25 protein-coding genes are annotated in these 25,202 nt (G+C 69.4%); 17 read left to right on the forward strand and 8 right to left on the reverse strand.

Annotated elements, in window-relative coordinates; translation table 11 throughout:
* The first annotated feature begins 9 nt into the window (after window positions 1–9).
* The 11 genes from clsA to H507_RS15445 all read left to right on the forward strand — a co-directional run bounded on the left by clsA (window position 10) and on the right by H507_RS15445 (window position 9,926).
* Window positions 10–582: a cardiolipin synthase ClsA gene (clsA, locus tag H507_RS0107395; protein ID WP_022910084.1), complete on the forward strand. Its 573-nt coding sequence runs from the start codon at window positions 10–12 to the stop codon at window positions 580–582.
* 29 nt (window positions 583–611) lie between these two features.
* Entirely contained in the window at window positions 612–1,379 is a 768-nt protein-coding gene (locus H507_RS15435) for a DUF881 domain-containing protein (protein WP_040438023.1), read from the forward strand.
* A 43-nt stretch (window positions 1,380–1,422) separates the two neighbouring features.
* Entirely contained in the window at window positions 1,423–1,755 is a 333-nt protein-coding gene (locus tag H507_RS0107405; RefSeq protein WP_022910086.1) for a small basic family protein, read from the forward strand.
* Window positions 1,748–2,560, forward strand: coding sequence for a DUF881 domain-containing protein (locus H507_RS15440; RefSeq protein ID WP_022910087.1), 813 nt, complete (start codon window positions 1,748–1,750; stop codon window positions 2,558–2,560). Before H507_RS0107405 ends, H507_RS15440 begins: the two co-directional genes overlap by 8 nt.
* 177 nt (window positions 2,561–2,737) lie before the next feature.
* Window positions 2,738–3,124: a glycine cleavage system protein GcvH gene (gcvH, locus tag H507_RS0107415; protein WP_022910088.1), complete on the forward strand. Its 387-nt coding sequence runs from the start codon at window positions 2,738–2,740 to the stop codon at window positions 3,122–3,124.
* Between the two features lie 89 nt (window positions 3,125–3,213).
* A complete protein-coding gene (locus tag H507_RS18375; RefSeq protein ID WP_026377926.1) occupies window positions 3,214–3,717 on the forward strand; it encodes a double zinc ribbon and FHA domain-containing protein in 504 nt (167 codons plus the stop codon).
* Complete coding sequence (gene ftsR, locus H507_RS0107425) at window positions 3,717–4,427, forward strand: transcriptional regulator FtsR (RefSeq protein WP_022910089.1); 711 nt, start codon at window positions 3,717–3,719, stop codon at window positions 4,425–4,427. Before H507_RS18375 ends, ftsR begins: the two co-directional genes overlap by 1 nt.
* 51 nt (window positions 4,428–4,478) lie before the next feature.
* Window positions 4,479–4,961 carry a bifunctional nuclease family protein gene (locus tag H507_RS0107430; RefSeq protein ID WP_022910090.1) on the forward strand — a complete coding sequence of 161 codons (483 nt, stop codon included), beginning with the start codon at window positions 4,479–4,481 and terminating at the stop codon, window positions 4,959–4,961.
* A gap of 237 nt (window positions 4,962–5,198) precedes the next feature.
* The gene (locus tag H507_RS0107435) at window positions 5,199–5,786 is read left to right on the forward strand and encodes a MerR family transcriptional regulator (protein WP_026377927.1); all 588 of its coding nucleotides are present in this window, start codon (window positions 5,199–5,201) and stop codon (window positions 5,784–5,786) included.
* Between the two features lie 62 nt (window positions 5,787–5,848).
* A complete protein-coding gene (gene gcvP / locus H507_RS0107440) occupies window positions 5,849–8,695 on the forward strand; it encodes an aminomethyl-transferring glycine dehydrogenase (RefSeq protein ID WP_022910092.1) in 2,847 nt (948 codons plus the stop codon).
* Between the two features lie 73 nt (window positions 8,696–8,768).
* On the forward strand, window positions 8,769–9,926 hold the full coding sequence (locus H507_RS15445) for a YhjD/YihY/BrkB family envelope integrity protein (protein WP_022910093.1): 1,158 nt from the start codon (window positions 8,769–8,771) through the stop codon (window positions 9,924–9,926).
* Window positions 9,927–9,932: 6 nt separating this feature from the next.
* On the opposite strand, the gene H507_RS0107450 is transcribed toward H507_RS15445, so the two are convergent.
* The 3 genes from H507_RS0107450 to H507_RS15450 all read right to left on the reverse strand — a co-directional run bounded on the left by H507_RS0107450 (window position 9,933) and on the right by H507_RS15450 (window position 15,110).
* A complete protein-coding gene (locus H507_RS0107450) occupies window positions 9,933–13,106 on the reverse strand; it encodes an efflux RND transporter permease subunit (protein ID WP_022910094.1) in 3,174 nt (1,057 codons plus the stop codon).
* A 78-nt stretch (window positions 13,107–13,184) separates the two neighbouring features.
* A complete protein-coding gene (locus H507_RS0107455; RefSeq protein WP_022910095.1) occupies window positions 13,185–14,405 on the reverse strand; it encodes a pyrophosphate--fructose-6-phosphate 1-phosphotransferase in 1,221 nt (406 codons plus the stop codon).
* A gap of 78 nt (window positions 14,406–14,483) precedes the next feature.
* Window positions 14,484–15,110, reverse strand: a complete 627-nt coding sequence (locus tag H507_RS15450; RefSeq protein WP_022910096.1) for a TetR/AcrR family transcriptional regulator — start codon at window positions 15,108–15,110, stop codon at window positions 14,484–14,486.
* A 137-nt stretch (window positions 15,111–15,247) separates the two neighbouring features.
* On the opposite strand from H507_RS15450, the gene H507_RS0107465 reads away from it, so the two are divergent.
* Both H507_RS0107465 and H507_RS0107470 read left to right on the forward strand, forming a co-directional pair.
* Window positions 15,248–15,682, forward strand: a complete 435-nt coding sequence (locus tag H507_RS0107465; protein WP_157438921.1) for a hypothetical protein — start codon at window positions 15,248–15,250, stop codon at window positions 15,680–15,682.
* 19 nt (window positions 15,683–15,701) lie between these two features.
* Window positions 15,702–16,328, forward strand: coding sequence for an L-threonylcarbamoyladenylate synthase (locus H507_RS0107470; RefSeq protein WP_022910098.1), 627 nt, complete (start codon window positions 15,702–15,704; stop codon window positions 16,326–16,328).
* On the opposite strand, the gene H507_RS0107475 is transcribed toward H507_RS0107470, so the two are convergent.
* Window positions 16,321–16,707, reverse strand: coding sequence for a DUF4870 domain-containing protein (locus H507_RS0107475; protein WP_022910099.1), 387 nt, complete (start codon window positions 16,705–16,707; stop codon window positions 16,321–16,323). The genes H507_RS0107470 and H507_RS0107475 overlap by 8 nt on opposite strands.
* A gap of 104 nt (window positions 16,708–16,811) precedes the next feature.
* On the opposite strand from H507_RS0107475, the gene H507_RS0107480 reads away from it, so the two are divergent.
* The 4 genes from H507_RS0107480 to H507_RS0107495 all read left to right on the forward strand — a co-directional run bounded on the left by H507_RS0107480 (window position 16,812) and on the right by H507_RS0107495 (window position 22,642).
* A complete protein-coding gene (locus H507_RS0107480) occupies window positions 16,812–17,306 on the forward strand; it encodes a DUF456 domain-containing protein (RefSeq protein WP_022910100.1) in 495 nt (164 codons plus the stop codon).
* Between the two features lie 94 nt (window positions 17,307–17,400).
* Window positions 17,401–17,673 carry a DUF2277 domain-containing protein gene (locus H507_RS0107485; RefSeq protein ID WP_022910101.1) on the forward strand — a complete coding sequence of 91 codons (273 nt, stop codon included), beginning with the start codon at window positions 17,401–17,403 and terminating at the stop codon, window positions 17,671–17,673.
* A 73-nt stretch (window positions 17,674–17,746) separates the two neighbouring features.
* Entirely contained in the window at window positions 17,747–19,132 is a 1,386-nt protein-coding gene (locus H507_RS0107490; protein WP_022910102.1) for a sulfatase family protein, read from the forward strand.
* 144 nt (window positions 19,133–19,276) lie between these two features.
* Window positions 19,277–22,642 (forward strand): phosphodiester glycosidase family protein, encoded by a 3,366-nt coding sequence (locus H507_RS0107495; RefSeq protein ID WP_022910103.1) that lies wholly within the window; start codon window positions 19,277–19,279, stop codon window positions 22,640–22,642.
* On the opposite strand, the gene H507_RS0107500 is transcribed toward H507_RS0107495, so the two are convergent.
* From H507_RS0107500 to H507_RS15465, 4 genes are all read right to left on the reverse strand, one after another.
* The gene (locus tag H507_RS0107500) at window positions 22,624–23,298 is read right to left on the reverse strand and encodes a rhomboid family intramembrane serine protease (protein WP_022910104.1); all 675 of its coding nucleotides are present in this window, start codon (window positions 23,296–23,298) and stop codon (window positions 22,624–22,626) included. The two genes, H507_RS0107495 and H507_RS0107500, sit on opposite strands and share 19 nt — an antisense overlap.
* Before the next feature lie 66 nt (window positions 23,299–23,364).
* Complete coding sequence (locus tag H507_RS15455) at window positions 23,365–24,099, reverse strand: IMPACT family protein (protein WP_211217320.1); 735 nt, start codon at window positions 24,097–24,099, stop codon at window positions 23,365–23,367.
* Window positions 24,078–24,524: a hypothetical protein gene (locus tag H507_RS17675; protein WP_211217321.1), complete on the reverse strand. Its 447-nt coding sequence runs from the start codon at window positions 24,522–24,524 to the stop codon at window positions 24,078–24,080. The genes H507_RS15455 and H507_RS17675 overlap by 22 nt, the downstream gene beginning before the upstream one ends.
* Complete coding sequence (locus tag H507_RS15465; protein WP_022910106.1) at window positions 24,521–25,165, reverse strand: LysR family transcriptional regulator; 645 nt, start codon at window positions 25,163–25,165, stop codon at window positions 24,521–24,523. Before H507_RS15465 ends, H507_RS17675 begins: the two co-directional genes overlap by 4 nt.
* Window positions 25,166–25,202 lie beyond the last annotated feature (37 nt).

Genomic DNA, 25,202 nt, shown 5'->3' on the forward strand with positions numbered 1-25,202 from the left:
CATGGCCGTGTGGCCAGCTATGACACCGACCGGGTGCTGACGCTGCCCAACGTCTTGTCACTGCTGCGACTGGTGGGTGTCCCCGTCTTCGGGTGGCTCGTCCTCAGTGGGCACGACCTCGTCGCCGTGTCGCTGCTCGCGCTCGCCGGAGCCAGTGACTGGCTCGACGGTCACCTCGCCCGTCGCTGGCACCAGACCAGCAGGGTCGGCCAGATGCTCGATCCCGCGGCCGACAGGCTGTACATCCTCACCGTGGTGGTGACCATGGCGGTCCGGGGCCTCGTGCCGTGGTGGTTGGTGGTCGCGCTGCTGCTGCGTGACCTGATGCTGGTGGCTCTCGTGCCCCTGCTGCGCAGACGCGGATGGACCTCACTGCCGGTGCACCTGATGGGCAAGGCCGGCACGTTCTGTCTGCTCTACGCCTTCCCGCTGGTGCTGTTGGCCCAGGTCGACTTCCCAGCAGCCGGACTGGTTCGCATCATCGGCTGGGCCTTCGCGGCCTGGGGGGTCGGCCTGTACTGGTGGGCCGGCATCGTCTATGTCTGGCAGACCCGCCAACTGCTGCGCAGGGCACCGGTGTGAGTGTGACACCGCGCCGACCGGACGCGAGCATGAGCCTGCTCACCGACCTGGTGGGCACGGCCCTCGAGCCCGGATACCGGCAGGCGGCGGCCCGACCGGGCCGCGCCGGGCGGCGGTGGATGGTGGTGGTGGCGCTGGTGCTGGCGGGAACGCTGTTCGGCACGGCCGCCTTCCAGACCACCCAGCAGGCCCCCGAGATGGCCAAGGAGCGGGCCACCCTGATCGACCAGATCAACCAGGCCCAGTCCGCCAACCTCGACCTCACCCACACCCTGCAGCAGCGGCAGAGCGAGGTCGACCGGTTGCAGGCCGCGCAGTTGGGGGCGGACTCCAGCGTGCAGACCGGGGTCGACCGGCTGGGGGTCCTGACCGGGGCGGTGCCGGTCACCGGTCCGGGGGTCGTGGTCGTGGTCGACGACGCCGGCGGCCTGTCGGGCACCAACGACTCCCAGTCGATCGTGGTCGACACCGACCTGCGCCGACTGGTCAACTCCTTGTGGCAAGTGGGCGCCGAGGCGATCGCCATCAACGGTCACCGGATCACCTCGCGAACTGCGATCCGTGGGGCGGGGACGGCCATCACCGTTGACTACGTCTCGCTCAACCGTCCCTACCGGGTCGAGGCGATCGGTGACCCGAAGACGATGCCCGCGCGGTTCAACTCCACCCCCGGCGGGGGGCTGTGGAACCTGCTCAAGCAGAACTACGGCATGAGGTACGACCTGTCCACCTCCGAGTCACTCACCCTTCCGGCCGACGCCGGTCTGGGGCTGCGCACGGCGAAGGCTGGCCGATGACGGCGCGGGTTAGGGTGGTCGACGTCGACGAGAGGAGACGGCGATGATCGCCATCTTGGGCCTGCTGCTCGGCCTGGTGCTGGGCCTGGTGCTCGAACCCACCCTGCCGACCGTGCTGGCCCCCTATCTGCCGATCATGATCGTCGCAGCCCTCGATGCGCTCTTCGGGGCCCTGCGGGCCTACTTGGAGCGCGTCTTCTCCGACCGGGTGTTCGTCGTCTCGTTCGTCTCGAACGTCGTCATCTCGGCGCTCATCGTGTGGGTCGGTGACCAGATCGGGGTCGGGTCCCAACTGGCCACCGGGGTGATCGTGGTGCTGGGCATCCGCATCTTCACCAACAGCGCGGCCATCAGGCGGGCGTTGCTGCATGCCTGACGAGGCCAGCCCCGAAGAGACCAGCCCCGAAGAGACCAACACCGGCGGGACGGCGGGCGCCGCGACGACGACGCCACCGACGGCACCCCGCCTCACCTGGCGGCGCATGCTCTCCGACCTGGTGCGCCCCTCACGGGCCCAGGCCTTCATGGCCATCGTGCTGTGCCTGCTGACCACCGCCATCATCTGGCAGGTGAGGGTCCGATCCGCCGACGACACCTACGCCGGCATGCGTCGCGCCGACCTGGTGCAGATCCTCGACCAACTCAACGCCAACGCCACGAAACTGCGGCAGGACATCGCCAACGAGGAGGCCGCACAGCGTGACCTGCAGTCCGGCGCCGACTCCAGGAAGGTGGCCCAGGAGAAGGCGAACGCACGGCTGAAGGAGTTGCAGGTGCTGGCCGGCACCGTGGCCGCCACCGGCCCGGGCATCGTCATCACCGTCGTCGACCCCGAACACCAGGTCACCGGTGACATGGTGCTGGATGCCGTCGAGGAGATGCGTGACGCCGGCGCCGAGGCGGTCGACGTGAACGGGGTGAGGGTGGTGGCGCAGACGTGGTTCGGAGGGTCCGCCGGTGCCGTCACGGTGAACGGGGCACCGCTGCAGCCGCCCTACGTCATCACGGTGATCGGCGAACCGCACGCCCTCGAGGAGGGCGCCCGGTTCCGCGGAGGGCTCGTCTCACAGGTGCAGGCCCCGCAGGTCGGCGCCCGGGTCGACATCTCCACCCGCGACTCGGTCGAGATCACCTCGACCACCCAGCCGAAGCAGCCGCGGTTCGCCCAGCCGACCCGCTGACCTGCACGACCGCTGTGCCACCTGTGTCGGAACAGTTTGGTCGGGGGCCCTCGTGCGTGACTCCCGAATGTTCACTAGGGTGAGCGCGTGGGATTGCCACCCACTCACGACAAGCCTGTCCACACCGTCCTGCCGACGACTCCCCCGATCGTAGGCACCGTCACTGAGGAGCGACCCGTGTCCCGCTTTCCGGAAGACCTGAAGTACAGCCGTGAGCATGAGTGGGTGCGCGAGGGCAACGGTCGAACCGTACGCATCGGGATCACCGACTACGCCGCCGAGGCCCTCGGCGACATCGTCTACGTCTCCCTGCCCACGGTCGGCGAGGAGGTCGCTGCCGGCGACTCGTGCGGGGAACTCGAGTCGACCAAGAGTGTCTCCGACGTCTTCTCCCCGGTCTCGGGCGTGGTGACCGCCGTCAACGACGCGCTCACCGAGAACCCGGCGACCGTCAACGCCGAACCCTTCGGGGACGGCTGGCTGTTCGAGGTGGAACTCGCCCCCGACGAGGCGGACGACGACCTGCTCGACGCCGACGAGTACGCCAGCCACGTCGGCGAGTGACGCGCCGGACACGTCCCACCCGTCGGGCCCCCTCGGCCGCATACGATGGGCATCCCCCAGAGGGAGTGCCCCAGAGGAGAGTGTGAGCAATGATCGAATGCCCCCAGTGCGGACGTGAGTGCGATTCGGCCAACAACTTCTGCCCCAACTGCGGCGCCAAGCTGGTGCCCGGTTCGTCCGGCGAGGCCACGCACACCATCGCGGCGGTGACCGATGACACCCGGCCGGCACACGAGTTCCCCACCGAGGTGCGCAACGCCATCCGCGACCTGCCCTCGGGCAGCGCTCTGCTGGTCGTCGACCAGGGCCCGGACGAGGGTGCCCGGTTCCTGCTCGACACCGACGAGATCACGGCCGGCCGTCACGTCGACTCCGGCATCTTCCTGGACGACGTCACCGTCTCGCGCCACCACGCCACGTTCGTGCGAGCGGGGCGCGGCTACAGCGTGCAGGACCTGGGCAGTCTGAACGGCACCTACGTCAATCGCAAGCTGGTCGAGGCCCCGACCCCGCTGCGTACCGGGGACGACGTGCAGATCGGCAAGTACCGCATGGTCTACTGCGCGCCCGAGAGCGAGACCGGTCGGAACTGATGCCCTCACCCGTGCGCAGCATCGGACAGGTCCTGGCCCTGCTCAAGGCGGAGTTCCCGGACGTGTCCATCTCGAAGATCAGGTTCCTCGAGTCGGAGGGCCTGCTGTCGCCCGAGCGCGCCCCGTCGGGGTACCGCCGCTACGCCCAGGTCGACATCGAGCGCCTGACCTACATCCTGCGGGTGCAGCGAGACCACTACCTGCCGCTCAAGGTCATCAAGGACCACCTCGACGAGATGGATCGCGGGGGAGAGCCCCCCAATCTCGACGCGCCCCCTCCCGCCCAGGTGGTGCTGCCGGCCGAGGAGGTGATGCCTGAGCCGCGTCCGGTGGCGACCGGGCAGCGTCAGGTCTCTCGCAAGCCGATCCGCCTGAGCCGTCGTGAACTGCTCGCGGCCAGCGGGTTGAGCGAGGCCGTCCTGGTGGAACTGGAGCGGCTGCAACTCGTGTTCCCCCGTCGCGGGGGTGGCTACTACGGGCGGGAGGCGTTGACGATCTGCGTGGTGGCCCGCAAGCTTCGTCCCTATGGCATGGACTCGCGCCACCTGCGCGCCATCAAGCAGTCCGCCGAACGTGAGGCGGGTCTCGTCGAGCAGGCGATCGCACCGTTCGTCCGCAGGAAGGACGGGGCCTCGGAGGCGGCAGCGGAGGTCACCCAACTGGTGATCTACGCCCACGCGGCGATGATGCACTCCATGCTTGAGCGCTGAGGGATCGGGCGGTGACTGATCGGGCACTCGCGGCCGGACTACTCTGGTGCCATGCGTGAGCTCGACATCCTCGGAGTCCGTCTCGACCTGCCGTCGCGACCCATGTTGTTGCTGCGGGAATCGGGTGGGGCGCGATGCCTGCCGATCTGGATCGGTGCGGCCGAGGCGTCCGCCATCGCCAGCGCCATGGAGGGGCTGGTGCCACCGCGCCCACTCACCCACGACCTGTTCGCCGAGGTGCTGACCGAACTGGGTCACACCGAACTGGCCGGCCGCATCACGGCCGTGACGGACGGCACCTTCATGGCCGAACTCGAGATCGACGGTCACATCATCTCTGCCCGGCCTTCCGACGTGGTTGCCCTGGCCATCCGGGCCGGGATCGTGGTGACCTGCCCCGAAGACCTGCTCGAAGAGGTCGGGGTGGTGCTCGAGACCGAGGGCGACGACGAGGTCGAGAAGTTCAGGGAGTTCCTCGACAACGTCACCCCCGACGACTTCGAGTCGGGAGAGGAGCCCCCGAACCCCGTGTGAGCCCGGGGGCTGAACCTCCACTTGAAGGTTCAGCGTCGGCGGGCAGGTGCATCGCCCCTAGTGGCAGCGTACTTGCCCAGATTCCCGTCGGGCCGGGGGCCGCGCCCGGCGTGTCAGTCACGTCGGTGTGATTCGGCGGCCGTAGGTTGGTGCCCACCAGCGAGCCAATCGGCTGGCAGAACAGTGGGGCCACGGTCATCCGTGTGACAATGGGGCCACCGAGTGAACGGAGCGGACGTGAACGAGCAGGCAGAGGGTCTCACCCACGCTGAGCTGTCCCGGTCCGACCTCGACCTGGGACAGGACGCGCTGTTCGAGGGCGAGTTCTCACCGCTCCCCGAAGACCTGGGTTTCCGAGGCCCGCTGGCTTCCGCCGCTGCCGGCATCACCTACCGGCAACTGGACTACTGGGCCCGCACCGGGTTGGTCGTGCCCGAGATCCGCGGGGCCGAGGGCTCCGGTACCCAGCGCCTCTACTCGTTCCGCGACATCCTGCTGCTCAAGGTCATCAAGCGCCTCATCGACGCGGGCATCTCGTTGCAGCAGATCCGGATCGCCGTCGACCACCTGCGCGTGCGTGGGGTCAACGACCTGTCGCAGGTCACGTTGATGAGCGATGGTGTCTCGGTCTACGAGTGCACCTCCGACAACGAGATCATCGACCTGCTGGCCGGCGGCCAGGGCATGTTCGCGATCGCGCTGGGCGGAGTGTGGCGTGACCTCGAGGGAGCACTGCTGCAGTTGCCGGGCGAACGCTCGTCCGACGCGGCCCACAGTGCCGACGACGAACTGGCTCGACGCCGCCGCCAGCGCCGCGTCGGCTGAAGGAGACGGCTCCCGCGGGCTCGGGATAATGTGGCGGCATCCCCGCTGAAAGTGAGCCTGCCTTGAGCTTCGCCGTTCGTCACATCGGCCCCCGCGAGACTGATCTGGAGCACATGCTCGACGTGGTCGGGGTCGCATCCCTCGACGATCTTGTCGACCAGGCGATGCCCGCGGCGATCGCGATGAATGGTCCCCTCGACCTGCCCGAGGCGCTCGACGAAGCGGCCCACCTTGCCCGGATGCGAGAACTGGCGGCGCTGAACAACCCCGGCCGCTCGATGATCGGCATGGGGTGGTACGGCACCGTGACCCCGGCGGTGGTCCGACGCAACGTGCTCGAGAACCCCGCGTGGTACACGGCCTACACCCCCTACCAGCCCGAGATCAGTCAGGGACGACTCGAGGCCCTGCTGAACTTCCAGACGATGGTCGCCGACCTGACGGCATTGCCGACGGCCGGTTCGAGCCTGTTGGACGAGGCCACCGCCGCCGCCGAGGCGATGGCCCTGTGCCGGCGACAGGTGAAGAAGGGTGCGGTCTTCCTGGTCGACTCCCAGGTGCTGCCGCAGACCCTTGCGGTGCTGCGGACGCGCGCCACGCCCCTCGACATCGAGGTGGTGGTGGCCGGCGACGACCTGCTCGAGTCGTTGCGCACCCACGAGGTCTTCGGCGTGCTCGTGCAGGTGCCGGGACTCGACGGCTCCCTGCGCCCGCCGGAGCAGTTGCGCGCCATCGCCGACCTGGCCCATGACAACGGCGCCCTGGTGGTGGCTGCGGCCGACCTGCTGGCGCTGACTCTGGTCGTGCCGCCGGGGGAGTGGGGTGCCGACATCGCGGTGGGCTCGTCCCAGCGGTTCGGTGTGCCTCTGTTCTACGGGGGGCCTCACGCCGGCTACATCTCGGTCGCGGCCGGGCTGGAGCGGAGTCTTCCGGGCAGGCTGGTGGGTGTCTCGGTCGACGCGGCCGGGGTGCAGGCCTACCGTCTGGCGCTGCAGACCAGGGAACAACACATCCGCCGGGAGAAGGCGACGTCGAACATCTGCACCGCCCAGGTGCTGCTGGCGGTGTGTGCCTCGATGTACGCCGTCCATCACGGCCCCGACGGACTCACGAGGATCGCCCGCACCATCCACCAGAACACCCGCAGGCTGGCCGGCGCGCTCGTGGCCGCCGGGCACCGGTTGGCCGGCGACCAGTTCTTCGACACCCTGACGGTCGAGGTGCCGGACGCCGCCAGCGTGGTGGCCGCCGCCCGGGCAGCGCAGGTGCACCTGCGTCACGCCGATGACACCCATGTGGGCATCAGTGTCGGTGAGGACGCGACCGAGGCCGACCTGGTGGCCGTCGCCGAGGCCTTCGGTGCCCGCCTGGGCGACCAGGTCACCGGGGGCCTGGCCGGCCACCGCCGCACCAGCCCCTTCTGCACCCACGAGGTCTTCACCTCCCACCACTCCGAGACCCGCATGATGCGTTACCTGCGCACCCTCGCCGACCGGGACTTCGCCCTCGACCGCGGCATGATCCCACTGGGTTCGTGCACCATGAAACTCAACGCGGCAGCAGAACTCGAGCCGATCAGCTACCCCGGGTTCGCCGACCTGCACCCGTACGTCCCGGCGGAGGACGCGACCGGTTACGCCATCCTGATCGCCGAACTCGAACAGTGGTTGGTCCAGATCACCGGGTATGACCGGGTCTCCTTGCAGCCCAATGCCGGCTCACAGGGCGAGTTCGCCGGACTGGTCGCCATCCGGGGTTACCACCGCAGTCGTGGGGACAACCAGCGCACGGTCTGCCTCATCCCCAGTTCGGCCCACGGCACCAATGCCGCGTCGGCCGCCATGGCTGGCATGCGGGTGGTGGTGGTCAAGGCCACCGACGACGGTTCGGTCGACCTCGACGACCTGCGCGCGAAGATCGACAAGCACGCCCACGAGTTGGCCGCCATCATGGTGACCTACCCCTCGACGCACGGGGTGTTCGAGGACACCATCACGGAGTTGTGTGAGGCGGTGCACACCGCCGGCGGCCAGGTCTACGTCGACGGTGCCAACATGAACGCGCTGGTGGGTCTCGCCCGTCCCGGTGCCTTCGGTGCCGACGTGAGCCACCTGAACCTGCACAAGACCTTCGCCATCCCCCACGGCGGGGGTGGCCCGGGTGTGGGTCCGGTGGCGGTGCGGGAGCACCTCGCATCGTTCCTGCCCAACCACCCGGTCGTCGAGGCTGCTGGCCCCGCCACCAGTTCGGGCGCCATCTCCGGCGCACCGTGGGGCTCGGCCGGTGTGCTGCCCATCAGCCACGGCTACATCGCGATGATGGGCCCGCACGGCCTGCGTGAGGCCACCCAGATCGCGCTGCTCAACGCGAACTACGTTGCCGCTCGGCTCAGGGAGCACTATCCGGTGCTCTACGCCGGATCCGGCGGTCTGGTGGCCCACGAGTGCATCCTCGACCTGCGGCCACTCACCAAGGCCTCTGGCGTCACGGTCGACGACGTCGCCAAGCGACTCGTCGACCACGGGTTCCACGCCCCCACCATGAGTTTCCCGGTGGCGGGCACCCTGATGGTCGAGCCGACCGAGTCCGAGGACCTCGCCGAACTCGACCGGTTCTGTGATGCGATGATCGCCATCCGCGCCGAGATCGACCAGGTGCGTGCCGGCGAGTGGCCGGCCGACGACAACCCGCTGCGCAACGCCCCGCACACGCTGGCCGTGGTGACCTCCGACGAATGGTCCCACCCCTACTCACGGCGTCAGGCGGCCTATCCCTCGGGTCAGCACCGGGGGCCGATCGCCGGGCACGGCCACGACAAGTACTGGCCGCCGGTGGCGCGCATCGACAACGTCTACGGCGACCGCAACCTGGTCTGTTCCTGCCCCCCGCCGGAGGCCTACGAGGACTGACCAGCGGTGCTCTTTGCCTGATGGCGCCAACCGGGCCTGACAGTATGGAAGGACGACTGACCCAGGAGGGTGCATGAAGAAGCGTCTGGAGCGCCTGATGGCCAACCGGGTGGTGGCGCACCTGATGAGGGCCCGCGAACGCTACGCGAACCGGCTCGGTGACCAGTTCGCCGGCGCCATCACCTATTTCTCGGTGTTGGCCGCGGTGCCGGTGATGATGTTCGCCTTCTCGATGCTGGGCATGACGCTGACCGTGTTGAGACCTGACTGGCTCGGCGCCGTCAAGCGTGCTGTGGGGCAGCAGGTCTCCGACCCGAAGGTGATCTCGCTCATCGACGAGTACCTGCGCAGCTGGCGCTCGGTCGGCGTGGTCGGTCTGTTGTCGCTGATGTATGCCGGCTCGGGCTGGGTGGGCAACCTGCGCACGGCCATCCGGGCGCAGTGGCGTCCCGAGTTCGAGAACGACGACGACAAGGCCAACATCCTGGTGAAGACCCTGCGCAACACCGGCATGCTGCTGGCGCTGTTGCTCGGGGTCGGGCTCACCTTCGGCCTCAGCCAGGCTGGCACCACGTTGTCGTCCACCGTCGCGGGGTGGATCGGTCTGGACCAGTCCTGGGTGGGCCGGATGCTGATGCGGGTGCTGGCGCTGGTGCTGACCGTGGCCAGCGCGTGGCTGCTGTTCACCCTCGTCTACTGGTTGCTCCCGCGTGAGCCGGCTCCCTGGTCGGCCCGGGCCCGCGGCGCCCTGATGGCCGCGGTGGCGTTCACGGCCCTGCAGTTGACGGCTGGCCTGCTGATCGGGGTCTTCTCGAGGAACAAGGCAGCTGCCCTCTTCGGGCCCGTGATCATCCTGATGTTGTTCTTCAACCTGTTCGGCAGGCTGGTGCTGCTGGTGGGCGCCTGGATCGCGACCTCCACCCAGCCGGCCGTCGCGTTCCACCACAGCGCGGCCGACGAGCCCTTGCGGGAGGACCCACGGGCCGACGTGGCCCCCGGCCACTGGGAGCTGGCTGACCGCGACCGGCGTGGTCTGGAACCGTTGCCGGCCCAGCTCATCGCCGACGCGTCGCGGGAGGCGAACCCCACCCTCAGCGCCCTCCAGCGCCCGCCGACAGCACCCCCGCCGCTCGACCCGGAGCGCCCCCTGCGGCGTGGGTTCGCCCTGGGAGTGGGGGCCGGGGCCGGGCTGGGCATGCTCGTGGGCTGGCTCAACCGCGACCGCGGCTGAGCGACCTCAGTCGGCTGCCCGGCGGGGCGGGACGGGGGTCCCGCTCTCGTCCACGGCTGCATCGCGGGCATCGTCCGGTGCGGTGACTGGCGCGGGTCGGCGCCTGGCCCGTCGGCGCTCCCGCCCTCCCTCGACGAGGTGGTAGAGCACGGGGACGAGCACCAGGGTCAGCAGGGTCGACGAGGTCAGGCCCCCGATCACCACGATCGCCAGCGGCTTGGAGATGAACACCCCACCCCCACTCAGTCCCAGTGCCATCGGGACCAGCGCGAACACCGTGGCGACCGCCGTCATCAGAATCGGACGCAATCGGCGCCGGGCACCGTCGAGCAGGGCCTGGTCGACGCTGTCACCAGCGCCGCGGTAGTGGTTGACCAGGTCGATCAGCACGATGGCATTGGTGACGACGATGCCCACCAGCATCAACACCCCGATCAGCGCGGGCACCCCGAGCGGGGTGTCGGTGATCAACAGTCCGGCCAGGGCTCCGGTGGCGGCGAAGGGGATCGAGACGGCCAGGATGAGTGGCTGCACCAACGACTTGAAGGTGGCCACCATCACCACGTAGACGATGGCGATCGCCACCAGCAGGGCCAGCCCCAGTTGTCTGAAGGCATCGGCCTGGTCGGCGGAGGCGCCACCCACGTCGGCCGTCACCCCGGGCGGCAACTGCACCGCGGCCAGGGCGATGTTGACCCGGCTGGTCAGTGCCCCGAGATCGTTGCCGGTGGGGGTCAGCGAAACGGTGGCGCTGCGCTGGCCGTCGTGGTGCGCGATGCTGGTGGGAACCGTCGTGCGGGTGATGCTTGCCACCTGTGACAGGGGCACCATCCCGGTCGCGGTCGGCACCGGCAGGTTGTTCAGCTCGGCCACGTTGGCGGGTGTGCCGGTCGGCATCACCACGACGTCGAGGCTGGCGCCCCCGGACTGCTCCACCCGTCCCACGGTGCGCGTGCTCAGAGACTGCGAGACCAACTGCTGCAGCAGGGCGGTCGAGACGCCCAGCCGGGCTGCCTGCGGTGTGGGGACGACCTGGATCTGGGGTCGTCCGTCGGTGAGGGAGGAGGAGACGTCGCTGGCCCCCGACACCTTCTTCATGGCGTCCTGGATGTCGGCCGTTGCCCGGTTGAGCCGCTCGGAGTCGGGCCCGCGGACGATCACCGTGACCTGTGAGGAGCCCGCCATGGCGGTTGCCGCGACGGTGATGTCGCCGGTGTCGGCGAGGTCCTTGGCCACCTGCCGGATGCGTGCCTCGACGGTCGGTTTGTCGGTGTCGGGGTCGAGCGTGAGGTTGAAGGTGGCCGAGTCCTGGCTGCCACCCAGACCGAAGTTGAACCCCTCCGACCCGACCGTCAACTGCACCGCCTGAAGTCCGGGGATGTCGCGCAGCCGGGACTCGAGCTGGGCGGCCCGCCGATCCTTCTCGGCCAGGCTGAGTGCGGGCGGGAACTGCTGGTTGACCGACATCGTGTTCTGGCCGGCGTCGTCGAGGAAGTTGGTCTTCATGCGGGTGGCTGCGGCCCCGGTGGCTCCGAGCAGCAGGGCGGCGACCACCAACACCACCACGGGGTGGCGCAGCGACCAGCCCAGGACGGGCAGGTAGATCCGCTGCAGCAGGCCGGAGTGCTCGCGGGCCTCTGCCCGTTCCCGGGCGAGGCGGGCGGTCTCGGCGTCCCCGGCCCCGGGGGTGGCGAGGAACCAGTGGGCCAGCACGGGCACGATGGTCAGCGAGACCACCAGGGAGGCCACCAGGGCGAGCGCGACCGTCATGGCGAAGGGCCGGAAGAGTTCACCGGTCTGGCCCTGCACCAGCCCGATGGGCAGGAACACGGCGACGGTGGTGATCGTTGCCGAGGTGACGGCGACCGCAACCTCGCGAACGGCGGTGATGATCGCGGTCAGCTTCGGTTCTCCGTAGGAGAGGTGACGCTTGATGTTCTCGATCACCACGATCGAGTCGTCCACCACCCGCCCGATCGCGATCGTCAGGGCGCCGAGGGTGAGGATGTTGAGGGAGTATCCCGCGATCTGCAGCCCGATCAGGGTGGCCAGCACCGACACCGGGATCGACACCGCCGTGACCAGGGTGGAGCGCAGCGACAGCAGGAAGACCAGGATCACCACGATCGCCATGGTCAGTCCCAGTCCACCTTCGACCAACAGGTCGTGGATGGACTGACTGATGAAGGGGGCTTGGTCGAAGACGGCGGTGAACCGTGCGTCGTGGCCCAGTTCGGCCCCGAGTTCGGGCAGTTGGGCCTTGATGGCGTCGGCGACCGCGACGGTGTTGGCGTCGGGCACCTTGAACACGTTGACCGTCACCGAGGGCGCCCCATTGGTGCGCGAGATCGAGCGTGCGGCGGCAGGGGCGAGTTCGACGGTGGCGACACTGTCGAGACGCTGGGCTGTCGGCGGGGCCGAAGATCCAGCCCGGGCCGACGACGGCGTGACCATCACCTGCTTGACCTGGTCGACAGTGGTGTAGCGCTGCCCCAGTGTGACCGACATGGTGGTGTCGCCGTCGGTGATCTCACCGCTGGACGAGAGCTGCCCGTTGGTGCCCAGGGCGGTGACCACGTCGACGGACGACAACCCGGCGCGCCCCAGCGCCACGGGGTCGAGGGTCACCTGCACCTGTCGGGCCGGCGCCCCCGACACCTCGACCGAACGCACCCCGTCGAGACGCTCGAGACGGGGCACGACCAGGTCATTGAGTCGCTGGGCCAGGTCTGGGGCGTTGGTGGAGTCGGCGACCGACAGCACCAGCACGGGGATGGAGTCGAACGACCCGGTGATGACCTGGGTGTCGACACCATCCGGCAGCACGCCGGCGATCCTGGAGATGGCCGCCTGCACGTCCTGCTGCACCGCATTCATGGAGCTGCCGTACTTCATGGTGGCGATGACCACCGACTGCCCGGTGCTCGAGGTCGACTCGGACGACTCCAGCCCCTGCAGCCCCAGGACGGCCTGCTCGATGGGGGTGGTCACCTTGTCCTCGACCACCGTGGGGCTGGCGCCGGGGTAGCTGGCGATGATGTAGACCTGCGGGAACTGGATCGAGGGCAGCAGTTCCTGCTTCAGCCCGCTGGTCGCGATGATGCCGTAGGCCATCACGAAAACGGTGATCAGGGCGATGAGGGCCCGGTTGCCGAGACTGGCGATGGCGAGGCGGTGCATGGGTGAAGCGTAGACGCCCGTGGGCCGCCACCAGGACGGCCCACGGGCTCCCCGCAGCAGCGGGGGACGACGGGTGGATCAGTGCGCAGCGCCCGCCACGGGGGCGGGCTGGCCGATGGCCTCGATCATCTCGGTGAACCACGGCTGGGTGATGTCGAAGGGCTTGCCACCCTTGATCCGGTCGAAGGCGATCGCAGACAGCTGGTCGCCGTTCTCCTCGTCCTGACCGATGACACCGGGGGTGCCGGCTAGTGCCGAGTCGACGGCCAGGTCGGTGCACTGCTTGATCAGGTCGAGGTCGGCCTGGTTGGCGGCGGCCGAGCGGGAGAAGTACCCCGACTTCTGGATCATGACCTTCTCGGCACCGAGCAGCTTGGCGAACTGGGCGCCGAACCACGCGCCCGGGTTCACCTTGTCGAGCTTGACGTGGCCGAACGGGTCGCGGGGCACCTCCTTGCCCGACTTCTCGAGCTCGGCAACGATCGAGTCGAGGCCCGCACCCTCCGACAGGAAGATGGTGACGTTGCCGACCTCGTCCATCACCTTGTGGAGGCGCTCGGCCTCGGCGTGGATGTCGATGACGGCCTCGGGCACGTAGACGGCGTGGACGTCCCAGGCCTCACGGGACAGGCCGATCTCGGGCAGCCAGGTCTGCGTGTCGAGCCACTCGCGGTACTTGGCCGCCGTGGCGGCCGTGAGCCAGCCGCAGTGGCGCCCCATGACCTCGTGGACGATCAGCATGCGCGAGCCCGAGTTGTGCTCGGCCACCACGTTGCGGGCGAACAGCGCGCCCTGTTCGGCGGCGGTCCAGGCGCCGAGGGACTGCTTGATGGGGATGACGTCGTTGTCGATGGTCTTGGGTAGACCCACCACGGTCAGTCCGTAGTCGTGCTCGGCCAGGTAGGCGGCCAGGTCAGCGGCGGTGGTGTTGGTGTCGTCACCGCCGATGGTGTGCAGCACGTCGACACCGTCGGCCACCAGCCGGTCGGCGGCCACCTTGAGGGGGTCGTCACCCTGCTGCACCAGACCACGCTTGACGAGATCATGGGCGTTGGTCAGCTTGACCCGCGAGTTGCCGATCGGCGAGCCGCCGAACAGGTGGAGCAGCTCGGCATGCTGGCGCACCTGATCGGTCACGGTGAGGTAGTCACCCGACAACAGCCCCTGGTAGCCATGGCGGTAGGCGATGATCTCGACCTCGGGGGCGACCTCGGTGTAGCGCTGGATCAGGCCGCCGATCGCTGACGACAGGCAGGGGGCGAAACCCCCGGCGGTGAGCAGAGCAACCTTGTTGACCATGTGTGAACCTTTCGGGACCCGACGTGTGGAATGTCGGAGCCAGCCTAGGGCACGGCCACCCACCCGCCGGGTGGGGGTTCAGGCCTCGGCTGCAGCCCGCGTCAGCTCGCGGACGACGCTGTCGATGGTCAATCTCAGGGAGCTGACCATCGGTTGGCTGTCGGGCTCGAGCAGGAACTGCAGTTGCAGCCCGTCCATGACAGCGATGAGGGCGCGGGTGGCGTCCTCGACCAGCTCGGGCACCTTGGTGGCGTCAGGACCGACCACGTCGATCAGTGCCGCGCGGATGTCGCCACGCACCCTGCGATAGCGGTCACGGAACCATTCCTGGGCCGGATGGTTGTGGGTGAGCGACTCCGCCGACAACACGGCGTAGAGCTGGGTCAGGCCGGGCTTGCGCTCGTTGCGTTCGGTGACGGCGAGCAGGGTCTCCAGCAGGGCCTTCCCGGAGGGGTCAGCGGGCGGGGGAGCGACCAGGTCCCGCTGTCCGAGCACCTCGACCAGCAGGTTCTCCTTGGTCTTGAAGTGGTGCAGGATCCCGGCGGCCGTCATGTCGAGCTGGTCGGCGATGTCGTTGAGCGAGGTGTTGTGGTAGCCGGTCGCCGCGAACGCCTCCATGGCCGCGACGACGATCTCGGTGCGCCGACTGGGGCGCCCACCCCGACGGGCCGCCGTTGGCTCATCGGGTGAAGCGATGGAGGACATGGGCTGAGGCTATAGCAGGGCCGGCCTCCGGATGCACCGAACTGAGCGAGTGTTCACTGTGGCTCTTGGCACAGTGGTTGTCCACAGACTCGGCCAATCAGCCGCAGGGTGCACCCGTGCCGTGGTGGGGTGGCGCCATGCCCCACCCACCCCTGCCGCACCCAGTCCCGTCCCCGGCGCACGTACGGTTGCGCCACCGGGGGGTCAGCCTGTCGGCCTTCTCGGCGGTCGTGGCGGTCGCGGTGTTGTTGATGGCGGGGCTGGTGGTCGACGGTGGTGCCAAGGCGGCCGACCAACGCGAGTCGGAGGCCATCGCCGCCCGGGCGGCCCGTGTGGGCGTGGACGCGGGGGCCGTGGCGGGCATCCAGGGTCGTCCGGGCGCCACGCAGGTCGTGGCCGCCGCCCGAGCCAGCCTGCGCGAGCAGGGAAGGGAAGGGTCGGTGACCATGCTGGCCTCAGGGGTGCTGAGCGTCCAGGTGCATCACCGCACCCCCACGACCTTCCTGACCCTGGTCGGCATCACGGAGTTGTCGTCCGACGGTGAGGCGGCGGCGCAGTTGCGCCAACGCTGATGCGACTAGCATCGCCGCCATGGGGCGCTATTTCGATGTTCACCCGGTCAACCCGCAGCCGAGGCTGCTGAACCAGACCGCCGAAGCGATCCGTGATGGTGGGCTGGTGGCGATCCCCACCGACTCGGGGTACGCCCTGTGCGGAGCCATGGGCGCCAAGGAGCCACTGGAGCGGATCAAGAGGTTGCGCAACCTCGACGACAAGCACCACTTCACGCTGATGGTCTCGAGCTTCGCCCAGTTGGGGGAGTACGTCGACATGGACAGGTGGGTGTTCCGCACCCTCAAGGGGAACACACCGGGCCGCTACACCTTCATCGTGAAGGCCAGCCGTGAGGTGCCGAAGCTGATGCAGCACCCCAAGAAGAGGACCGTGGGTGTGCGGGTGCCCGAACATGTGGTGCCGTTGTCGCTGCTGGAGGTGCTGGGTGCCCCCTTGCTCACCAGCACCCTCATCCTGCCCGGCGAGACCGAGCCCATGACCGACGGATGGACCGTGCAGGACGAGCTGGGCAGTCTGCTCGACGTGGTCCTGGACTGCGGCGAATGCGGCCACGAGCCCACCACGGTCGTCGATCTCACCGGGGCCGAGCCCGAGGTTCTCCGCGTCGGGGCGGGGAACCCCGCGCCCTTCGAACTCAGCTGAGCAGCTTCATCTCGAAGGGGTAGCGGTAGCTGCGCCCGCTGAAGGCCCTCAGCGCGGCATGGATGTGGCACCAGAGCGTCAGGATCGCCGAGACCGCCCACAGCACCAGGCCCACCGGCATCAGCACCACCGACAGCACGCAGATCCACCCGACGATGCCGATCACCCAGTTCCACACGTTGAAGTTGAACGAGCCTGCTGCAGCGCGGCGTACGTAGGAGTTGCGGTCGCGGTAGAGCACCCACATCGTCAATGGCCCCAGGAAGGTGAGCCAGCCTGCCGAGACCACCATCGCGATGATCGCGGACAGGTGGGCGAGGGCGGCCGCGGTGCGGACCTCGGGTCGGATGGTGCGGGGGGAGGAATCGTGGCTGCTCATGGACCCATTGTCGACGCGTCCCCGGGCGCTGGAGGCAACATCAGTGGCCGGATGGGGGAGCGGCTCAGGGAGGGTTCGGGGGGAGGGGCCTCTAGGCTGGGCCCATGCCCGCAGAACTCGCCGCCCTCGCCGCCGTCCTGCTGTGCCTGCTGGGGGTCGTCGGCATCATCAGCCAACTGCTGCCCGGTTCCCTGGTCGTCGGCATCGGCCTCCTGGTCTGGGCGGTCTTCGGCAACGCACCCTGGCCCTGGGCGTGGTTCGCGGTCGGGGCACTGCTGCTGGTCGCGGGCTCGGTCGCGTCCACCGTGTTGACCGGCGGTGAACTGAAGCGGCGTGGCATACCCAACTGGACGATCGTGGTCGCGCTGGTGGTGGGGGTGCTGGCCAGCTTCTACGTGCCCGTGGTGGGCATGGTGGTGGGCTTCGTCGTGGCCCTGCTCGCCCTGGAGTGGATCAGGGTCAAGCAGGTCCGACTCGCCCTCACGAGCAGCTGGGTCGCGATCCGTTCGGTGGGACTGGGCATCCTGGTGGAGTTGGGGTGCGCCACGCTGGCCTGCAGTGTGCTCGGCGCCTCCCTGCTGGTTGGCTTCCTGCGCTGAGCCAGCGGTCCTTCGCCCCAAGCGGTGCGTGCCCGGGGGGTTGAGCAGGAGGCCTCGTCGGGGCAGCATGGCAGACAGACGAAAGGGGCCACCCGTGTGCCGCAACATCCGCCCGCTGTACAACTTCGAGCCGCCCGCCGACGATGACGAGATCCGGGCTGCAGCGCTGCAGTTCGTCCGCAAGGTCTCGGGTTTCAGCAAGCCGAGCCAGGCCAACCAGGAAGCCTTTGACCGGGCGGTCGACGAGATCGCCCACATCACCCACCACCTGATGGACGACCTCACCACCACGGCGCCCGCCAAGGACCGTGAGGTGGAGGCGGCGAAGGCCCGCGCCCGCTCAGCGGAACGCTACGCCACCGCCTGAGCAGCCGACCCTCACCGCTGAGCGGTTCCGTACGAGCGCTGACAGGGGCGTCGTCACGGGGCAGGCTCCACCCATGAGCCGGCCCAACATCTTGCTGATCCTCTCCGACGACCACGGCTGGGCCGACCGCGGCAGCCGGTCACCGGCCGGTGGGGAAGCCTTCGCGACTCCGCACCTCGACCGGCTGGCGGCCGAGGGCACCACGCTGGACGAGGCCTATGTCACCGCACCGATCTGCAGCCCCTCCCGCGCTGGGTTGATCTCGGGGCGCCACCAGGCACGGTGGGGGGCGCGTTGGTTCGAGTCCTCGTCCTTCCCCACCTCGGGACCCACGCTTGCCGAGCGGCTGCACGACCTCGGATACAGCACCGGGTACTTCGGCAAGGTGCACTACGGGTCGACCGACGACCCCGGCACCCGTCCCTGCCCGCCGCACCACGGTTTCGACGAGTCCCTCTACGCCTTGGCGAAGTTCCACCTCGGGCGGCTCAACTACCTCCATCGCGGCGCCGACGACGTGGCCGCGTACGGGCAGGCTGCCGGACCGATGGGCGTGGGAACCCTGTGGGAGGGCGACGAGCAGGTGGCTCCCCCCGGCTTCCTCACCGACCTGTGGGCCGAGCGGGCCGACCGCTTCATCGATGACCACGCCGATGACGAGGACCCCTTCTTCTGCATGGTCGCCTTCAATGCGGTGCACAACTTCTGCTGGCAGTTGCCGGCCGACGAACTGCGCAAGCGTGGCTTGCCGGCCGCCGCGGACTGGCATCCCGGGGACCAGCCCTACGAGGAGTGGTACGACGACGCCATCGCCCCGAACCTGGAACACGGCCGCGAGTACTACCTTGCCCAACTCGAGTTGATGGACGCCGCCATCGGGCGACTGCTCGACCGGCTCGACCAGCGGGGACTGGCCGACGACACCATCGTGGTGTACCTCACCGACAACGGCGGCAGCACCTGCAACTACGGCGACAACGGTCCGCTGAGGGGCACCAAGTACACCCTGTTCGAGGGCGGCATCCGTGTGCCCTACATCGTCCGGTGGCCTGCGGGCGGTGTGCCCGCCGGCGAGGTCCGCGACGGCCTGGCATCCAGCCTCGACCTGGTGCCCACCCTGGTCGCTGCCGCCGGTGGTTCCGTCGACGAGACAGACGGACGAGACCTCGTCCCCCTGCTCACCGGCGCCGGGACCGGTCACGACGAACTGCACTGGGACGCAGGTTTCCAGTGGGCGGTGCGCAGTGGCCGATGGAAACTGTCGTGGTGCGACCCCGATGCGCCCGCCGCCCACCAACTGCGGGCGACCGAGCACGCGCCGCTGGGATCGGGATACCTGCTGGCCGACCTCGAGACCGACATCGGCGAACAGCGCGACCTGTCGGGGGAACGACCCGAGGTCTTCGACGACCTGCTCGCTCGGCATGAGCGCTGGGCGGCCGACATCGCTTCGACCTGACACCGCACCCGAACCCCATCCGAACGGGAGCCCATCCGCACGGGAGTTGGGTGCGAATCGTCACCCTGACGTCATGTGGATGCCTTCTGCCTGACTTCGGGTGATGGTCGGCTTCACCTCGTCCCCTCCCGAAGGAACTCCCCCGTGAAGACACACCCCCCACAGCCGAAGAGCCCCCGCATCGTCGTGCTGGCCCTTGCTGCAGCGCTGGCGTCCGCAAGCCTGCCGATCGCCACCCCGGCCCACGCAGCACCGTCCCTGCCCGGTTCGCAGGCCACCGTGCAGGCGGTGCACTCCGGTGGGTCGACCCTGGTGGTCGACCGCACCACCGCCATCGCTCCCGGACTCGACCTGACCAGTTTCCGCCGGCTGCAGCCCGGTGGTTGGGTGACCGGTCACGTGATGGATGCCGACCTGTCCACCCCGAGTCTCGGTGTGGACGTGGCCGACGGGGGAACCGTGTCGGGGTCGAACGCGACCATCGAGAGCCTGGGCAGACAGGCACGAGCGGTGGCGGCCGTCAACGGCGACTACTTCGACATGAACGCCACGGACGCCCCGGTGGGCACGAACGTGTCGAGCGCCGGGGTGCGCACCATCTCGAGTTCGGGCCGTCCGTCGTTCACGGTCTCCAACGGTCGAGCGGCAGTGCAGGCGCTGATGTCGACCGCGACGATCGCCAGCGGTGACATCACCGAGAGGCTGACCGCCGTCAACTCCCCGGGCGTCGCGGCCGATCAGGCGACGTTGTTCACGCAGGTGTGGGGTGGGTACAGCCTCGAAGGCCTCGTACCGGTCGGCGAGACCAACCTTCGCGTGGTCCGGATCGCCGGCGGAGTGGTCACCGCGTCCTCGTCGGAGCGGTCATCCCTGGCGTTGTCGTCCCCGATCGCCGCAGGCGAGTCGGTGGTGGTGGCCCGCGGTGCCGCAGCCTCCCGGCTCGCGGTGGTGCAGGTCGGCTCGGTCGTCGAGGTGTCCGTGGGCACCTCGTCGCCCGTGGACGTCGCCGTGGGTGGCTCCCAGTGGATGATCCGCGAGGGTGTGGTGAACCCCGTGGACGAGGCGACCGCGGGTCGGACCGCCATCGGCGTGTCCAAGGACGGTACCCGGCTCAAGGTCGTGACCATCGACGGGCGGGCGGGGGACTCCCACGGCATGGCCATCGCCGAACTGTCGGCGTTCATGCGCGATCTGGGTGTCTGGAACGCCCTCAACCTCGACGGAGGGGGGTCGACGACCCTGGTCGCCCGAGCAGCCGGCACCTCTGACCTGCAGCTGGTCAACCGCCCCTCCGACGGCAACCAACGCCTCGACGCCAACGCCCTGGTCTTCACCTCGACCGCCGGCGGACCCGTGGGGGGTGTCGCCGTCAGACCAGCTCTCCAGCCCGCTGCCGGCCTGGAGCGACCTGAAGCAACCCGGCTGCTGCCGGGGCTCAGCCGCACGATGGCGGTGACCGGACTCGACGCCAACCTCGCAGCGACGCCGGTCGAGGGCAAACTGGTCACCAAGAACACCGCCGTGGCGACGGTGGAGAACACCAAACCGACCGGTGCCACGGGCGTCGTCCGTGCCCTGACCAGCGGGGAGACACAGGTGGAGTACTTCGCCAAGCTCAGCCGGACGGGTGCCCCCGCCCGCGACGACCTCACCCTGCACGTCGACGGCGCGCTTGCCCGGATCGAGCCCTCCCGGCGGGTCGTGGCCCTCTCCGACACCACCGACAGCGTCGACCTGACGGTGACAGCCGTGGACTACGACGGCAACCGGGTGCCGGTCGAGACCCGTGACATTGCCGTCGATGCGGGACCGGGCATCATGGTGCGCTCCCGGGACCTCGAGACGCTCGCCGTCAGCGCCACCGGGTCGACCAAGGCGTCGAAGGTGGTGCTGACCGTGCTCGGCAGGAGTGTCACCGTTCCCGTCACGGTCGGTGTGGACGAAGTACCGCTGGCTGACTTCTCGTCCGTTGCCGACTGGAAGGTGGGTCTGGCCCGCGCCACCGGCAGCCTGTCGCCGGCGACGGGTCCACAGGGTGGACCAGCACTGGGGATGGACCTCGACTTCACCACCTCGACGGCCACCCGCGGCATGTACGCGGTGCCGGTCACGCCCATCGCCGTCGGGGGGCAACCCCAGGCGGTCACGATGTGGATCAACGGCACCGGCAAGGGTGAATGGCCACGCCTGCAGGTGACCCGAGGCGACGGCACCTCGACCAACCTCGACGCTCCGCTGATCACGTGGTCCGGGTGGCGCAAGGTCACCTTCCCCGTACCTGCCGGTACCCCCTTCCCACTGACGGTCACCGCGATCCGGTTCATGGAGACCCGCTCGACCGCCACCTACACCGACCACCTCGAGATCGCCGACCTGGTCGCCGAGGTTCCTGTGTCGGTCGACCTGGCGCCGATTCCGGTCGCAGCCGACCAGGTGATCATCACCCAGGGCACCGTGGACCAGCGGCCCTTGAGGATCGCGGTGATGAGTGACACGCAGTTCGTGGCCCGCAACGGTGCCGACGGACCCGTCGTGCAGGCGGCCCGACGCACCCTGCGCGAGATCGTGGCGGCCCGGCCCGACCTGCTGTTGGTGGTGGGGGACTTCGTGGACGAGGGCGGCATGGCCGACCTGCAGCTGGCCAGGACGGTGCTCGACGAGGAGGCCACCGGCAAGGTGCCCTGGACCTACGTACCCGGCAACCATGAGGTGATGGGGGCGCCGATCTCGAACTTCGAGTCCGTGTTCGGGCCGACCTCCACCCATCGCGTGGTGCAGGGCACCCTGATCGTGACCCTGGACTCGTCCTCGGGGACCCTGCACCCGGGCGGCTCGACGGAGCAGTTGCGCATGCTCGAGCAGCAACTGGCCCACGCCTCGACCGATCCGACCGTGACCGGGGTGCTGGTGGTCAACCACCATCCCGTCGACGACTTCCAACCGGATCAGGCCTCCAGGCTGACCGACCGGTACGAGGCCTCGGCGTTGGCCGCGGAACTCGCCGCCTGGCACCGCTCGACGGGCAAGCAGGTCGCCCAGGTCAACGGCCACATCGGCAGCTTCCACGCCGATGCACGCGACGGCGTCTCCAGGATCGTGAACGGCAACTCCGGCAAGTCTCCCTCGGGCAGTCCCGACCGGGGCGGGTTCACGGGCTGGACGATGCTCGGCATCGATCCCTCGTCAACGGGCCGCCTCGGGTGGCTGCAGGCCGAGACGCGGGCCAGGGTCGACCAGTTGGCGATGGAGGCTCCGGCGCGGCTGTCCGTGGGCGGGAGTGCCAGCGTGTCGGCCACGCTCACCCAGGACGGTGGCCGGCAGGTTCCGGTCGCGTGGCCCGTCAGCGCCACCTGGTCGGGTGACGGGGTGGCCCTGCGCGGTCGGGACACCTCCGCGGCAGTGGTGGAGTTCGACCCGGCCACCCGCACCGTGCGCGGCCTGCGTCCGGGAACCGCCACACTCGAGGTCACCGTGAACGGTGTGCGGGCGGTTCAGACCATCACGGTGTAGCGGACGACGACCAGGAGCGCCATCAGGGTCAGCGCCGCGGGCCACCGCCAGGTGGCCCGCGGTCGGTGCAGCAGGTGCCAGGCGAGTGCCACCCCTGCTGCCAGACCACCGAGGTGGGCCTGCCAGGCAATGCCCGAGATGCCGAAGGTGATCAGCAGGTTGATGCCCAGCACCACCAGGATCTGGGAGGTCGACCCGCCGACGGCGCGCTGCGCGATGAAGATGGCTCCGAACAGCCCGAAGACGGCTCCGGACGCCCCGACGGTGCCCAGCGTCCACGCCCCGCCCCAGGGCATGGTGCCGCCGGGGTTGGGCATCAGCAGGACGAACGCGACGCCGCCCGCCAGCCCCGACCAGAGGTGGAGCAGCAGGAACCTGCCACTGCCCAGGAAGGGTTCGAGGCTGCGTCCGAGGGTGTACAGGGCGAACAGGTTGAACCCGATGTGCATGAACCCGAAGGGGAGCACGGGGTCATGGGTGAACATGGCGGTCACGAAACGCCAGGGCTGGCTCCAGCCCGTGTCGGCGGAGAGCAGGAGCGCGTCGGTGGAGGTGGGGACGACCAACTGCACCAGCCAGACGAGGACGCAGGCGACGATCAGCCCCATGGTCACGGGGGCGCGACGCCAGCGGGCGGGGGGACGGGTCTCGGTCACCCCCAGAGCCTAGTCAAGCCCCCGAAGACCGGCCGCTCCCGGGGCTTGGTCGCTCCCGAGGCCAGGTCACGCCCGAACCGGGAGGTCGAGCGGGACGCTCACCCAGCGGTGTTCGGTCGGCTGGCCCATCAGCACTCCGCCGGTCACCTGCGCCACGAGAGGCTCGACCACGAGCCTCGACTCGTCCGCGACGGCCAGCCAGATGGTGGCCCGGGGGCGGCCACCGGAGTCATGGCCGAAGGTGGTCTCGAGCAGCCTCACCCGGTGCGCGCGCAGCGCCGTCTCGACGCGACCCTGGTCGGAGAGGTCGAGGTCGAGGGGACAGACCCCCACCAGGCTCCGCTGACACCATGCCGCCTGCGCCAGGGCCGCCCCGACTGCCTGCCCGTAGGCGCGGGTCAGGCCACCAGCGCCCAGTTTCACCCCACCGAACCACCGGCTGACGACGGCCAGCACGTTCGTGGTCGGTGGCGCCCCAGTGCCCGTGCCCGGGGCATGCCCGTCGATGGTGTGACCCAGCAAGGCGTTCAGCATGGGCACCCCGGCCGTGCCGGAGGGTTCCCCGTCGTCATTGGATCGCTGCAGTTCTCGTCGGGGGCCGATGACGAAGGCCGTGCAGTGGTGCCTGGCCTGGGGGTGGCGGGAGCGCACCTCGGCGATGGCGGCGCGGGCCTCGTCCTCGGTGCGCACCCTGAGCAGGCTGGTACGGAAGACCGACTTGCGGACGACGAGTTCGACCGCTTCCGGGGCCGGATCGGCCAGTTCGGCATGGGCCTGGCTCACACCAACGTCACCAGCCACAGCGTCAGCCCAGCGGCCCCGCAGGCCAACAGCACGCTGACGAAGGTGCCGATGATGAACCGCTCCGCCACACCGGTCTCCGGCGCCTTCAGTTCGGGGTAGCGAGCCAGCCCCTTGACCGCCAACGCGATGGCGAGGCCCTCGGGGTAGTGGGCAAGGAGCGAGGCGAACACGGCGAGACGTTCGAGCACGCCGATCCAGGCCCCGCCACGCAGGGTGACGGCCGCAGCCTGGGCACCCAGGGGCGGCTGGTCGGCCGGTTCGGGGTGAGGGGGTGCCGATCGGACGGGGTCCGGGTGCTGCCGACTGTGGCGATCAGACATCGAGTCGGCCATCCGGAACACGGCGGTGACGACCCGTCCGCCGAGCAGGGTGACGAGCAGGCCCATTCCCACGACGATGCCGACGTGGGCCCAGTCGATCATGATGTGCCTCCCGCGTGCAGCTGACCCAACAGATGCTCGCACAGGTCTGCCAGGCGGTTGACGAGCTGGTGCTCGGCCGCGCGCAGGCGCTGGCTGACGGCAGAGGGCGTGATACCCAGACGCGACGCCGCGGCGGCACCGCTGAGACCCTGCTCGACGAGGTCGACCACCTGCCACCCCTCGGGACTGCGACGGGCCAGGCACGACACGAGGGCGAGCAGCGCAGTCTCCGCATGGCGGGCCAACGTCTCGGCCTCCGATGCCTCAGCCGAGACCCGTATCCGCACGGGTTGGCTGTGCTGGTCGACGGCCAGGCGGGCGGCGACATAGGCGGCCCCCCGAGCCTCTCGGGTGGAGCCGGGCAGTGGCTCCTCCACGGTGCCCACTCCGACGCCGATGCGGAACTCGCCGAGGCGGGTCAGGGCTGACACGGCCGCGACCACCGCGGACGCTTGGTCCGTCAGTCCCTGCAGCTCGTCGCCTGCCGTGCGCTCGAAGCCGAGGGCCAACCCGTCCAGACCCGACAGCGTCGTCAGGGCGGCGGGCACCCGGTCGGTGTTCTGCTGTGAACGACGCTGGTCGGCGGTGATGGCGAACCACCACCGCCGACCAGCGGAATCGCTTGAGCTCTCAGCCTTCATTGCCACAGTGTAAGCCTTCAGGCTTCAGGCAGAAGGG

This window comes from Aestuariimicrobium kwangyangense DSM 21549, assembly GCF_000421525.1.
In the GTDB taxonomy this organism is placed as follows: domain Bacteria; phylum Actinomycetota; class Actinomycetes; order Propionibacteriales; family Propionibacteriaceae; genus Aestuariimicrobium; species Aestuariimicrobium kwangyangense.